Source organism: Faecalibacterium sp. IP-1-18 (assembly GCF_023347355.1).
In the GTDB taxonomy this organism is placed as follows: domain Bacteria; phylum Bacillota; class Clostridia; order Oscillospirales; family Ruminococcaceae; genus Faecalibacterium; species Faecalibacterium prausnitzii.
The window spans coordinates 2,215,654-2,228,903 of record NZ_CP094472.1 but is presented as its reverse complement, the minus strand read 5'-3'; the positions used below and the strand labels follow the sequence as shown (position 1 = coordinate 2,228,903).

11 protein-coding genes are annotated in these 13,250 nt (G+C 58.4%); 7 read left to right on the top strand and 4 right to left on the bottom strand.

Going from position 1 to position 13,250, the window contains the following annotated elements:
* Nucleotides 1-412: 412 nt before the first annotated feature.
* Nucleotides 413-2,848 carry a GH36-type glycosyl hydrolase domain-containing protein gene (locus MTP43_RS10615; RefSeq protein ID WP_097782466.1) on the bottom strand — a complete coding sequence of 812 codons (2,436 nt, stop codon included), beginning with the start codon at nucleotides 2,846-2,848 and terminating at the stop codon, nucleotides 413-415.
* A 528-nt stretch (nucleotides 2,849-3,376) separates the two neighbouring features.
* Here MTP43_RS10615 and MTP43_RS10610 point away from each other — a divergent pair.
* The 4 genes from MTP43_RS10610 to MTP43_RS10595 all read left to right on the top strand — a co-directional run bounded on the left by MTP43_RS10610 (nucleotide 3,377) and on the right by MTP43_RS10595 (nucleotide 7,852).
* Nucleotides 3,377-4,384: a LacI family DNA-binding transcriptional regulator gene (locus tag MTP43_RS10610; protein ID WP_097782467.1), complete on the top strand. Its 1,008-nt coding sequence runs from the start codon at nucleotides 3,377-3,379 to the stop codon at nucleotides 4,382-4,384.
* Nucleotides 4,385-4,462: 78 nt separating this feature from the next.
* Nucleotides 4,463-5,908, top strand: coding sequence for a twin-arginine translocation signal domain-containing protein (locus tag MTP43_RS10605; RefSeq protein WP_097782468.1), 1,446 nt, complete (start codon nucleotides 4,463-4,465; stop codon nucleotides 5,906-5,908).
* 97 nt (nucleotides 5,909-6,005) lie between these two features.
* Entirely contained in the window at nucleotides 6,006-6,983 is a 978-nt protein-coding gene (locus MTP43_RS10600) for a carbohydrate ABC transporter permease (RefSeq protein WP_005920401.1), read from the top strand.
* Between the two features lie 2 nt (nucleotides 6,984-6,985).
* A complete protein-coding gene (locus tag MTP43_RS10595; RefSeq protein WP_097778848.1) occupies nucleotides 6,986-7,852 on the top strand; it encodes a carbohydrate ABC transporter permease in 867 nt (288 codons plus the stop codon).
* Between the two features lie 77 nt (nucleotides 7,853-7,929).
* On the opposite strand, the gene MTP43_RS10590 is transcribed toward MTP43_RS10595, so the two are convergent.
* Both MTP43_RS10590 and MTP43_RS10585 read right to left on the bottom strand, forming a co-directional pair.
* Nucleotides 7,930-8,340, bottom strand: coding sequence for a peptide deformylase (locus MTP43_RS10590; RefSeq protein WP_113620860.1), 411 nt, complete (start codon nucleotides 8,338-8,340; stop codon nucleotides 7,930-7,932).
* Nucleotides 8,341-8,353: 13 nt separating this feature from the next.
* Nucleotides 8,354-8,776 carry a branched-chain amino acid transport system II carrier protein gene (locus tag MTP43_RS10585; protein WP_249234807.1) on the bottom strand — a complete coding sequence of 141 codons (423 nt, stop codon included), beginning with the start codon at nucleotides 8,774-8,776 and terminating at the stop codon, nucleotides 8,354-8,356.
* Nucleotides 8,777-9,018: 242 nt separating this feature from the next.
* Between MTP43_RS10585 and MTP43_RS10580 the strand changes: the two genes are divergently transcribed.
* Both MTP43_RS10580 and MTP43_RS10575 read left to right on the top strand, forming a co-directional pair.
* Complete coding sequence (locus MTP43_RS10580) at nucleotides 9,019-9,789, top strand: ABC transporter permease (protein ID WP_113620862.1); 771 nt, start codon at nucleotides 9,019-9,021, stop codon at nucleotides 9,787-9,789.
* A complete protein-coding gene (locus MTP43_RS10575; protein ID WP_005920395.1) occupies nucleotides 9,783-10,367 on the top strand; it encodes an ABC transporter ATP-binding protein in 585 nt (194 codons plus the stop codon). The genes MTP43_RS10580 and MTP43_RS10575 overlap by 7 nt, the downstream gene beginning before the upstream one ends.
* Nucleotides 10,368-10,531: 164 nt before the next feature.
* Here MTP43_RS10575 and MTP43_RS10570 read toward each other — a convergent pair whose 3' ends face one another.
* A complete protein-coding gene (locus MTP43_RS10570; RefSeq protein WP_223451012.1) occupies nucleotides 10,532-11,749 on the bottom strand; it encodes an FtsW/RodA/SpoVE family cell cycle protein in 1,218 nt (405 codons plus the stop codon).
* A 246-nt stretch (nucleotides 11,750-11,995) separates the two neighbouring features.
* Here MTP43_RS10570 and MTP43_RS10565 point away from each other — a divergent pair, with 246 nt between their 5' ends.
* Nucleotides 11,996-13,207, top strand: coding sequence for a hypothetical protein (locus tag MTP43_RS10565; RefSeq protein WP_113620863.1), 1,212 nt, complete (start codon nucleotides 11,996-11,998; stop codon nucleotides 13,205-13,207).
* Nucleotides 13,208-13,250 lie beyond the last annotated feature (43 nt).

Genomic DNA, 13,250 nt, shown 5'->3' with positions numbered 1-13,250 from the left:
GATTTGGAATGCGCGGGCAGGTGAAATGATTTTGAATGCGCTCCGCGTTGCTCTGCGCATAGATAGCGGAATTATGATTTTAATTTGCATTTCAGCCAAGCCTGCGGGCTTGGCTGAAATGCTTTTTTCACAGGAGGGGTCGTAGCGGTCAACTGCATTTGCAATTCAGACCGCCCTTTAACCATTGCAGCCCCTCTCGTGAAAATGGCGTTTGTCGCACTCCGCAGAGTGCGACAAACGCGAAATAAAAATAATCCTTCCTCTGAAGATGCGCAGAGCGAACGCGGAGCGCATTTTCAATCGTTAAGCTGTTAAAATGTTTTCATTATAAACCAAAGCCGCCGTGCAGGGGTCTGCGCGGCGGCTTTGGTCACAGAAAGGAGAATAATATGAAAAAGCAGAAAAAGTCGGGTTAACCCATGGTCACCTGCACCGTTACCTCAGTCCCGGCGGCAGCCAGCGGCAGAACGTTGCCGGAGATGGCCTTGCCGTCCACGGTAACGGCCTTGATGCCGTGCTGCACCCCGGCGGCGTTATCCACCGTGATGTGGTACACCGCACCGCGGAAGCGGCGGGTCACGGTGAAGCCGGACAGGGTGTGAGGGATGCAGGGGTCTACCTTCAGGCCGTCCAAGGTGGGCTGGATGCCCAGAATGTACTGGCTGATGTTGAAGAAGGTCCATGCCGCCGTGCCGGTCAGCCAGCTATTTTTGGCTTCACCAAAGGTGGGGGCGTCCTTACCGGCTACCATCTGACTGTAAACGTAGGGCTCGGTGCGATGGATCTCGGAAATGTCCTCGATGTAGGCGGGGCAGGTCTTGCGGTACACCGCAAAGGCGCGGTCACCGTGGCCGAGCGTTGCCTCGGCGCAGCTGATCCACGGGTTGTTGTGGCAGAAGATACCGGCGTTCTCCTTGTATCCCGGAGGATAGCTGGAGATCTCGCCCAGATTTAGCTGGTAGCTGGTATAGGCGGGCTGCAGCAGCACCACGCCGTATTTGGTGTCCAGCCGCTCCTCCACGCTGGCAAGCGCCTGCGCGGCCTGTCCGCTCTCCTTGCCGATGCCCGCCATGACGCACATACCCTGCGGCTCAATAAAGATCTGACCCTCGGTGCACTCCTTGCTGCCGATGGGCTTGCCGAAAGCATCGTAGGCACGGCGGAACCATGCGCCGTCCCAACCGGCGGTCAAGGTGGCCTGCTCCACGGCATCAATGTGCTTGCGGGCGGCAGCGGCCTCCTCGGTCAGATTCAGATGGTCGCACAGTTGGGCGTATTCGTGGCCGTACTTGACGAACATACCGGCAATGAAAACGCTTTCGGCCACAGGACCCTCGCTGGGGCCGGTGATCTGGAAGCTCTCACCCGGGTGCTCGGAGAAGCAGTTCAGGTTCAGGCAGTCATTCCAGTCGGCGCGGCCGATCAGCGGCAGACCGTGGGGACCCAGATGGGTGCAGGTAAAGTTGAAGCTGCGGCGCAGGTGCTCCATCAGAGTCTGCGCCTTGGTGGCGTCGTTATCAAAGGGTACCTGTTCTTCCAGAATAGACCAGTCGCCGGTCTCCCGCAGGTAGGCGGCGGTACCGGCAATGAGCCACAGCGGGTCATCGTTGAAGCCGGTGCCGATATCCCGGTTGCCCTTTTTGGTCAGGGGCTGATACTGGTGGTAGGCGCTGCCGTCCTCAAACTGGGTGGCGGCAATATCCAGAATGCGCTCCCGGGCGCGGGAGGGGATGATGTGCACAAAGCCCAGCAGGTCCTGACAGCTGTCCCGGAAGCCCATGCCGCGTCCGGTGCCGCTTTCGTAGTAGCTGGCAGAGCGGCTCATGTTAAAGGTGACCATGCACTGGTACTGGTGCCAGATGTTGACCATGCGGTTCAGCTTTTCCTCGCCGGATTCCAGATGGTAGGTGGACAGCAGCTGCTCCCAGTGGGTGCGCAGGGCGGCGCGGGCGGCATCGACCTGTGCATCGGTGGCGTAGCGCTCCATCATGGCGTGGGCGCGGGTCTTGTTGATGACGCCCGGGGCAATGAACTTCTCCTGCTGCGGGTTCTCGATGTAGCCCAGACCGAACAGGATGCTGTGGCTCTCGCCGGGGGCGAGGGTCAGGTGAATGTGCAACGCACCCACCGGTGCCCAGCCGTGGGCAATGCTGCCGGAGCAGTGCCCGGCGCGGACGGCCTGCGGGTCTGCCGGGCCGCCGTACACGCCGCAGAAGGCATCCCGGGTGGTGTCGAAGCTGTCCACCGGGCAGTTTGCCCAGAACACGGCGTAGTGGTTGCGGCGCTCGCGGTACTCGGTCTTGTGGTAGATGACGCTGCCCTCTACCTCTACCTCACCGGTGGAGTAGTTGCGCTGGAAGTTGGAGCCGTCGTCCACGGCATCCCACAGGCAGAACTCCACATAGCTGAACAGATCCAGCTCCTTGACAACGGTGCTGCCGTTGCACACTGTCACCCGGTCCAGCTCACAGGCATCCCCCTTGGGGACGAACAGCTCCTGCCGGGCGGTCACACCGTCCTTTTTGCCCTCCAGAATGGTGTAGCCCAGACCGTGGCGGCAGCTGTAACTGTCCAGCGGGGTCTTGGTGGGCTGCCAGCCCGGGTTCCATACGGTTTCGCCATCCTTGATGTAGATCCGGTGGCCGTCCATGTCCAGCGGGGAATTGTTGTAGCGGTAGCGGGTCAGGCGGCGCATCCGGGCGTCCCGGTAAAAGCTGTAACCGCCCGCTGTGTTGGAGACCAGACTGAAGAAGTCCTCACTGCCAAGGTAGTTGATCCAGGGCAGGGGCGTCTGCGGGGTGGTGATGACGTATTCCTTATTCTGGTCATCAAAATATCCGAACTTCATAATGCTTCCTCCTTAAAACTGCGCCTTGTCGGGCGGGCAGTGTGTCGATGAACGAAAACGATTAAGACACTGCGAAAGAAGCAATCTCATCACGCTAAGCATACCGTATCCCACCGAAAAATGCAAGAGCTTTTTGCAAAAATCTCAACGGAAATTTTAAAATAATCTGCGAAGCCCCGGCAGTTTTCTGGGACTTTCGGCACGGCGTACACCGGCGAAAGGGCGAACGAAAGACCCGAAACCCCATTTTAAAAGTAATATATACATACGGCCTCCGGCACCGAAAACCATAACGAAACTGCAACGAAAATTTTTTCGTTTTAATCGAAATGTAACGAAAGTGAATCGAGATGCACAATTATTACAGGCCGTATTGGAACAAAATGCCAAAAGTGATGCAGCTGAGCTAAAACTTTTGCGTTTCCGCTTGATTTTTGGTACAGAATGCGATATATTGAGGTTGCGAAAACGATTAAGGAACTCGCGAGAAACATCCCGCTGCTCCTATCCTCGGAAGGAGGCTAAAAGATGCCGTCCCTGAAGGATCTGGCGAAAGAATGCGGCGTATCCGTCGCAACCGTCAGCAAGGCTTTAAACGACCAGCCGGATATCGCACCGGCCACGCGGGAGCGCATCCGTGCAGCGGCCCGCCGCATGGGGTACCTGCCCAACGCAGCGGCCCGGGCGCTGAAAACCAACCGCACTTACAATCTTGGCGTTCTGTTCGTAGATGAAAAACAGAGCGGCCTGACCCACGAGTACTTCTCCGCAGTGCTGGACAGCTTCAAGGTAGAAGCGGAAAAGCGCGGCTACGATATCACCTTCATCAACCACAACATCAGCGGCAAGTCCATGAGCTATCTGGAACATTGCCACTACCGGGGTGTGGACGGCGTGGTGATCGCCTGTGTGAACTTTTACGATCCGCAGGTGGTGGAACTGGTCAACGGCGATGTGCCGGTGGTGACCATCGACCATGTGTTCAACAACCGGATGGCGATCCTTTCAGACAACGTGGTGGGCACAAAGGCTCTGGTACAGCAGGCATGGGCCTGCGGACACCGGCGCATCGCCTTCATCCACGGCGAAAAGACCGCCGTTACCGAGAACCGCTTGGCAGGCTTCTATCAAGCCTGCGAGGAGCTGGGGCTGAAGGTGCCGGAGGAGTACGTCCGCTGCGGTGTGTACCACGATGTGGATCGCTGCGCAGAGGAGACCCGGGCGCTGCTGGCACTGCCGCAGCGGCCCACCTGCATCATCTTCCCGGATGACTTTTCCGCACTGGGCGGCTACAACGCCCTGACCGAAGCGGGGTTGAGCATCCCGGAGGACATCTCGGTGATGGGATACGATGGCATCTATCTCTCCCGGGTAGTCAAACCCTCGCTGGTGACCTACCAGCAGAACACAAAATCCCTTGGCAGGCTGGCAGCGGATAAGCTGATCGAGCTGATCGAGCATCCGCGTGTGACTCTGCCGGAGCAGATCCGGGTGTCCGGCAAACTGCTGGACGGCGGCTCCGTCCGCATCCTTTAACAAAGACCCATGACTCCCAGCGCGGAGTTTTTGAGAATGAATTTTTTAATTGGAAAACCATGAAGGAGGTTTACCCTTATGAAAAAGATCTCTCGTCGTAATTTCCTGCTCGCTTCCGGTGTCGTGACTGTTGGTGCTGCTCTGGCAGCCTGCGGCGGCGGTTCTTCCAGCAGCACTGCTGCTTCCTCTGCCGCTCCTGCATCCTCTGCAGCTGCTTCTGCTCCGGCTGCTGCCGAGGGCAAGGTGCTGAACATCTGGTGCTGGAATGATGAGTTCCAGAGCCGCTTCAACGACTACTATCCCGAGGTCAAGGAGATCGCAGCCGACAAGTCCACCACCACCCTGAAGGACGGCACCACCGTGAAGTGGACCATCAACGCCAACGAGAACAACAACTACCAGAACAAGCTGGACGAGGCTCTGCTGAATCAGGACTCCGCTGCCGATGACGACAAGATCGACATCTTCCTGATCGAGGCTGACTACGCTCTGAAGTATGTGGATTCCGACTACGTTCTGGATGTCAAGAAGGATATCGGCCTGACCGATTCCGATCTGGCCGGTCAGTACCAGTACACCAAGGACATCGTTTCTGTGGACGGCAGCCAGCGCGGCACCACTTGGCAGGCTACCCCGGGTCTGTTCGCATACCGCCGCAGCATTGCCAAGGAGGTGCTGGGCACCGATGACCCCGCCGAAGTGCAGACCTACCTGTCCGACTGGGATAAGTTCAACGATGTAGCTGCCAAGGCTGCTGCCAAGGGCTACAAGATGCTGTCCGGCTTTGACGATGCATACCGCACCTTCTCCAACAACGTCTCCGCACCTTGGGTCACCGGCACCACCGTTACCGTGGACGAGAACCTGATGAAGTGGGTGGACCAGACCAAGGAGTACACCGACAAGGGCTACAACAACAAGTCCAGCCTGTGGGACAGCCAGTGGGCTTCCGATCAGGGCCCCACCGGTAAGGTGTTCGGCTTCTTCTACTCCACTTGGGGCATCAACTTCACCCTGCTGGGCAACTCTCTGGCAACTCCTACCGCTGAGGGCGGCAAGGAAGAGGTTGGCAACGGCATCTACGGCGACTACGCTGTGTGCGAAGGCCCTCAGCCCTACTACTGGGGCGGCACCTGGATCTGCGGCGCAGCCGGCAGCGACAACCTTGAAACCATCAAGGACGTTATGCTGAAGCTGACCTGCGATGAAGCCATCATGAAGCAGATCACCATGGATACGCAGGATTACACCAACAACGAGAAGGCCATGAACGAGATCGCCAACAGCGATTACAAGTCCGACTTCCTCGGCGGCCAGAACCACATCGCTCTGTTTGCAGAGGCTGCAACCAAGATCGATATGTCCAATGCTGGCCCGTACGATCAGGGCCTGAACGAGAGCTTCCAGAACGCTTTCAAGGATTACTTCACCGGCAACGTGGAGGAGGATGCCGCCAAGGCAAACTTCGAGACCGCCATCAAGGAGAAGTACCCCGAGCTGACCGACGTGGTATGGCCCGCATAAGCGGTTTTACTCCGAACTGAAAATTGAAGCAAAGGGGCGGGCGGCGTATCTCGCCCGCCCCTTTGGTTTTGCTGTGACCCGGCAGGAGGGAGATCTCATGGGAGAAAAAACAAAGAAGAAAGGGTCGATCAGCTACGCGAAATGGGGCTATATCTTCATTGCACCGTTCTTTATCATCTTCGCGGTATTCCAGCTGATCCCTCTGGCATCCACCATCTATTACAGCTTTTTTGAGTATTACCGTAGCGGTCTGAAGATCATCGGACCCAACTTTGTGGGTCTGAAAAACTACATCACCCTGTTCGCGACCGATCTGCCCAAGTATTTCAGCAACACGCTGATCCTCTGGATCATCGGTTTCGTCCCGCAGATCATCGTCTCGCTGCTGCTGGCGGCATGGTTCACCGACCTGCGACTGAAGCTGAAGGGACAGACCTTCTTCAAGACGGTCATCTACATGCCCAACCTGATCATGGCCTCGGCCTTCGCAATGCTGTTCTTCGCCCTGTTCTCGGATAACGGCCCGGTGAACGCAGTGCTACTGAGCATGGGCTGGATCAAGACCCCCATCAGCTTTCTGAATACCGTGTGGGGCAACCGTGGCCTTGTGGGCCTGATGAACTTCCTGATGTGGTTCGGTAACACCACCATCATGCTGATGGCAGCCATTATGGGCGTGGACCCCACCCTGTACGAGGCCGCAGAGCTGGACGGCTGCACCCCGAACCAGATGTTCTGGAAGATCACCCTGCCCCTGATCCGTCCCATTCTGGTCTATGTGATGATCACCTCCATGATCGGCGGCCTGCAGATGTTCGATGTGCCGCAGATCCTGACCAACGGCAAGGGCGGCCCCGACCGTACCTCCACCACCATGATCATGTACCTGAACAACCACCTGTTCAGCAAGAACTACGGCATGGCCGGTGCAGTATCTGTGGTGCTGTTCCTTGTGTGTGCAGTGCTGTGCGTCGTCGTGTACTTCTCGCTGACCAAGGAAGATGACGGCCTGACCAAGGCTCAGCGCAAGGAACTGAAGGCAGCCAAAAAGGCTGCTGCCAAAGGAGGGAAATAAGTATGGCACATACGCCTAAAAACCAGTCCGAAAAGGCGATCTTGACCGCCCGCCGTGCGTGGTGCTATCTGGTGCTGGTGCTGATCAGCTTTCTGTGCCTGTTCTTCTTCTATGTGCTGATCATCAACTCCACCCGCACCCACTTCGAGATCCAGAAGGGCTTCTCGCTGATGCCGGGCAAGTCCATCATCACAAACTTCCGCAATGTGCTTACGGACGCCAACATCCCTGTGGTGAGCGGCATCCGCAACAGCCTGCTGGTGTCTGCCTGCTCGGCAGCGCTCAGCGTTTACTTCTCGGCTCTGACGGCCTACGGCATCTACGCCTATAACTTCAAATTCAAAAAGGCTGCCTTTGCCCTGATCCTGCTCATCATGACCATGCCCACACAGGTGTCCGCACTGGGCTTTCTGCAGTTGATCTCCAAGATGGGCCTGAAAAACAGCTTCATCCCCCTGATCGTTCCCAGCATTGCGGCACCCACTGTGTTCTTCTTCATGAAGCAGTATCTGGACGCCTCCCTTCCCATGGAGATCGTGGAGGCCGCCCGCATTGACGGTGCAGGCGAGTTCTATACCTTTAATAAGATCGTGCTGCCCATCATGAAGCCGGCTCTGGCTGTGCAGGCCATCTTCTCCTTCGTGGCCAGCTGGAACAACTACTTCATCCCGGCTCTGGTGTTGGACACTGCCGACAAAAAGACCCTGCCGATCCTGATCGCTCAGCTGCGCAGCGCGGACTTCCTGAAGTTCGATATGGGCAAGGTGTACATGATGGTGGCCATCGCCATTCTGCCGGTCATCGTCGTCTACCTGCTGCTGTCCAAGTTTATCGTCCGTGGCGTTGCGCTTGGCGGTGTCAAAGGCTAAAATTGCGACATCTCTGTTACAGCATAGCAAAGCCCCCGGGGGTCACACCCTCGGGGGCTTTGTGCGTGGTAAAAAACTTAAATCAAGATCCCATCGCAATGGTCGATCTCGTGCTGGATGATCTGTGCCGTCCAGCCGGTAAAGGTCTTGATGCGCGGTTTGCCGTCCATGGTCTGGTACTGCACCTTGATGCTCTGGTAGCGCTTTGTTTTCCGCACGCCTTCCAGCGAAAGACAGCCCTCCTCGGCTTCGTACTGGCCGGATTTTTTCAGGATGACCGGGTTGAACAGCACCAGATACCCGTCCTCAGCTTCCACTGCAATGATGCGCTTGAGCACGCCGATCATGTTGGCAGCCATGCCTACACAGCCATCGGCGTGGGTGGTTAGGGTCTCCAGTAAGTCCCGCGCGACAGGGGCATCCTTCGGGGTGGCAGGGGCGGACTTCTGCGCCAGAAACAGCGGGTCGTGCATGATAGGCTGGATCATAGTAATATCTCCTTTATTCTTCAGTGCAGCTTAAAAAGATGCCTGCCAGCAGCCCGATGACCGCCGGGAGCACCCAGCCAAAGCCCAACGCCGCCAGCGGCAGGGCGTTGGCAAGAGCAGAAAGCGGGCCAAGCGGCAGCGCGGCGGCAATGCTCTGCACGGCAGTGCAGCCGATGCACAGCGGATAGACCCGGCGGCGCTGTTCCAACCCGGGCACGAAGGAAAGCGTAATCAGCACAATGGCTACCGGGTACAGGGCGTTGAGCACCGGGACGGATAACCGTAGGATATCTGCCAGCCCCAGATTTGCGATCAGCATACTGGCAGCGGCAAAAAAGGCGGCAAGAGCAGGGTAGGGGATGCGGGAAAGCAGGGTGTGGAAATACTCCCCCACACAAGCGATCAGCCCCACACAGGTGTTGAAGCAGGCCAGCATGAAGATAGCGGCCCTTGAGCGCTTGTGTCAAAACTGTCCCCTCTTTCCTGCGCCGGTGCCAAAGTTGCACCGCATATTGTATCCAGTTTACACTGGATGTAAATTCATGTCAAGCATACGACGGTTGAATAAAAGTATATGCAGCGTGAGCCGACCCGCCGCAGATGGTGCACAGGTCATTCCCCTTTGCGGGGCGGTATGGTATACTATACCTTATAATAGGCAGGGGAGGAGGGCAGTTTATGAAGCAGAACAAGCAATTTTTTCGCCGTCTGCTGGCGGTGGCGTTCTGGCTGGCGGTCTGGCAGGCCGCAGCTATGGCCATCGGGCAGGAGGTGTTTTTGGTATCGCCGGTGCAGGCGCTGCGCACCTTGGTGCAGCTGCTGCCAAGGGCAGATTTCTGGCAGCGGGTGGGCTTCAGTTCCGGGCGCATTTTGCTGGGTTTTGTGCTGGGCGCAGTGGTCAGCGTGGTGCTGGCGGTGTGCGCCGCCCGGTGGAGCGCCGCCGATGCACTGCTGGCTCCGGTGATGCAGTTGGTCAAGACCACGCCGGTGGCAAGCTTTATCATTCTGGCACTGGTCTGGGTGCGGGGCAGCGCCCTTTCGGTGCTTATCAGCTTTTTAATGGTGCTGCCGGTGCTGTACGGTGCGGTGCGCACCGGCATTGCCGGGGCAGACGTGCAGCTGCTGGAAATGGCGGCGGTGTTCCGTCTGCCTGCAGGCCGCCGCCTGCGGGCAATCTGGCTGCCGGCGGTGCTGCCGGCCTTCCGGCAGGGGTGCAGCGTGGCGCTGGGCATCTGCTGGAAAAGCGGCGTGGCGGCCGAGGTCATCGGCCTGCCCAACGGCAGTATCGGCGATGCGCTGTACCGTGCCAAGATCACCCTTTCCACCGGGGAACTGTTTGCGTGGACCTTTGTCATCATTCTGCTGAGCGCAGGCTTTGAAAAGCTGTTCCTGTTTGCACTGGATAAAGCCGTTGGCGCAGTGCTGGGAGAGGAGGGGACAAAATGCTGAAGCTTCAACACCTGACAAAACGGTTCGGCGCGGCACCGCTCTTCACCGACCTGTGCATGGAGGTGGATGCCCCCGTGGTGCTGTGGGCACCCAGCGGCTGGGGCAAGACCACCCTGCTGCGCATCCTGATGGGGCTGGAACGCCCCACCACCGGCAGCGTGGAGGGCGTAGGCCGGGTGGCGGCGGTCTTTCAGGAAGACCGCCTTTGTCCTCAGCTGAACGCGGTGCAGAACGTCACCTTGGTGCTGCCGGGGGCGGAAAACCAGTACAAAGAGCAAATTACAAGCGATTTTCAACAGCTTGGAATGGGCACTGCCGCCTTGCAGCTGCCCGCCCGCAGGCTTTCCGGCGGGCAAAAGCGGCGGGTGGCGCTGCTGCGGGCGCTGTGGGCACCCAGCGACACCCTGCTGTTGGACGAGCCCTTTACCGGCATGGACCCGGACACCCTGCAGCGGGCGGCGGCGCTGCTGCGGCAGCGCTGCGCGGGCAAGCCGGTGTTGCTGGCTACGCACGATAAAAGCGCTATCCGCGCCCTTGGCTGGCCGGTAGTGGAGCTGAAAAAGCTGGGACGCTCTTGAATGCCCTCCGCTTTGCTCTGGGCATGATTTATGGAATTTTTGTTTGTTCAATATAGCTTTTGTCGCGCTCTGCGGAGCGCGACAAAAGCTGCTTGTTTTAAAATTACCTAAAAAGCAAGGACGTGCAGCCCGCGGGCTGCACGTCCTTGCTTATAGAACATTCTTTAACTGAACAGGCTTTTAGTGTTGTGAGAGTATACGGATAGTACTAAACCGACACAGATATACAGCATAAGCACCGAGCTACCGCCTGCGGAGTAGAAGGGCAGGGTGACACCGATGACCGGCAGCACCCGCAGGTTCATGCCCACGTTCACCGCGATCTGCGCCATCAGGGCACCTCCGATACCGGCGCAGATGTAGCTGCCCAGCAGATCTTCGCTGCGGGCACCGGTGGCAAAGGTCTTGATCACCAGCGCCAGCAGAACGCCCAGCACCACGCAGCAGCCCACAAAGCCCGCCACGTTGCCGATCCAGCTGAGGATGAAGTCGTTGTGGGCGTTGGGCACGCTGTAATACCTGCCTCCGAATAGGCCGTTGCCAAAGATGCCGCCGGAGCCCAGCGCGATCTCGCCGCGCTGCTGCTGGTAGATGATGTTCTTCCATACCGTCTCGCTGGGGGCCCAACCGGTGGTGTTTTCCGGGTCCAGCACCGCCAGAATGCGGTACCACTGGTACCCCTTGCCGATCTTATCGCTGAAAAAGGCAAAGGCCACCGCCACGGCAGCACCCGCCGCCGCAAAGGCTGCAAAGATATACTTCCAGCTCAGCCCCGCCGCAAACATCATGCAGCAGCCGATGATGCCGTAGATGATGGCCGTGCCGTCGTCGCCCTGCACATGGATGATGGCAATGGGCACCAGCAGGTGCAGCAACAGCTTTGCCAGCTCTTTTGGCTCATTGATGCGGCTGCGCACGTTGTTCAGGTGCATGGCAAAGGTCAGGATAAAGCTGATCTTTGCCAGCTCTGTGGGCTGAAAGGTAAAGCCGCCCAGTTTATACCAGGAGTAGTTGTCGGTATCACCGGCGTTGTAGCCGATGGTCAGCGGACCGATGGATACGTTGCGGATGACCAGCGTGGGCAGCACCAGACCCCACGTCAGCACAACGTGCACCGGCCACACCTTTACAAGGCTGCGGTAGTCCACGCAGGAGAGCAGCAGCGCAATCACGATGCCAATGGCGGCAGCGCCCGCCTGCACCAGCGCCCGGCGGTAGTCGCCAATGCCGATGATGGCACCGGTCACCTCATCGGTGGCAAAGCCGTTGCCCTGCTTGGCTGCCCAGGAGGACAGCGCCAGCACCGCCATCACGCTGCTGAAAATGCACAGCAGCAGATACATCTTATCGGTGCGCTTAAAATATTGTCGAATGCTATCCAAAGAAAGCACCGCCTTTCGTCAGAACAATCTGCCGGGGCGTGCCTGTGTACAGGCGATAAAAACCCAGCATATCGCTATTATACACAAATCCTTGCGCCAATGCAATGCGCCGGGTGTGACGGAATGGTAAAACATTGCCGGGGTGCTTGACAAAGCCCCGGTTGCATCCTACAATGAACCTGTGGGCGCAGCCTTGCGCACAACAGCCCCGGCGGTGTGCCGGGGGAGAGGAACGGAAAAGAAGAAATGGAACATACGTTTTATCGCCGTCTGTTCAGCGCGGTGTGTGCCATTGCGCTGGCCTTTACGGCAGTGTGCCCGGCAATGGCCGCCGCGCCGGAGGAAACCACCGGCACCCCCCAGACCCTGACCGCTTCCGAGGTAAAGGAGATGCAGCAGACGGATGCCGCCGTCACCGCCCTGACCGACAGCGCCGCTTACGCCGGAATGTCGGAGGAAGAGCGTCAGGTGGCTGCGCTGGCGCAGCTGGACGAACTGGTGGCGCAGGGGCTTGTGAAAAAAGACAGCATCTATGTGGATGCGAAAAACGGCATGGTAAGCTTTACTTACAGCTGCGGCGCACTGGGCGGTATTCTGCTCACCGATACCGAGAGCGAGGCGGACGCCGCCCTGCCCGGGCCGGAGATGGAGGATGCGCCCGCCCTGCTCGCTGCCGAAAACGGCACCGTGGGCAATGCGGTCATCTACTATGCTTTTGATAATGGCGTCAACAGCAACCGCTACCCCTACTATTCTTATATGAAGGACTACTGGAACGGCTATGGGCTGGACACCCATCTGGACATGATGGTGACTGTCTCCGACCTGAAGCGGATGGCAGACTACGACCTTGCCGTCCTCAGCGCCCACGGCGCGTACTATACCTATGAGTACGGCTGGCTGTGGAAAAAGCAGGCCACCGCGCCTATCATCCTGCTGCTGGAAAAATCCGATTTCTGGAACGACCTGCGCTACGGCTTGGAGCTGCTTAGCCACCGGGTCATCAAGGTGAACGGCTGCTACGCCGTCACCGGGGACTTTTTCGGCAATGCCTACCGGGGCGGTAAGCTGAACGGCACCATCGTGCTCTCAGAGACCTGCGAGTTCTACGGACGCAGCGGCCATGTGGACACCGCTCTTTCGGACGGGCTGCTCTCCGGCGGGGCAAAGGCCGTGGCAGGCTTTGTGAATAACGTATACAGTGTGTACTCCCGCAGTATGCTGTGGGCGACCGTGAACCGCATGATCGAGGGCGAGACCTTGCAGCAGGCCATTGATTACGGCCTTGAGGTCTACGGCGAAAACGACATCGTGTGGTATCTCAACCAGAACACCGGACGGCGTCCCCACGCGGCGGCGTCCTATCCCATCATTCAGGGCGATGCCGCTGCCCGGCTCACCGCGCCCGGCACGTTGACGAACGGCGCAGCGGCGCAGCAGACCCCTGCCGCCGCCTGACCATTGCACTTTTGTGTGTTTTATATTATACTTAGGGATGGCA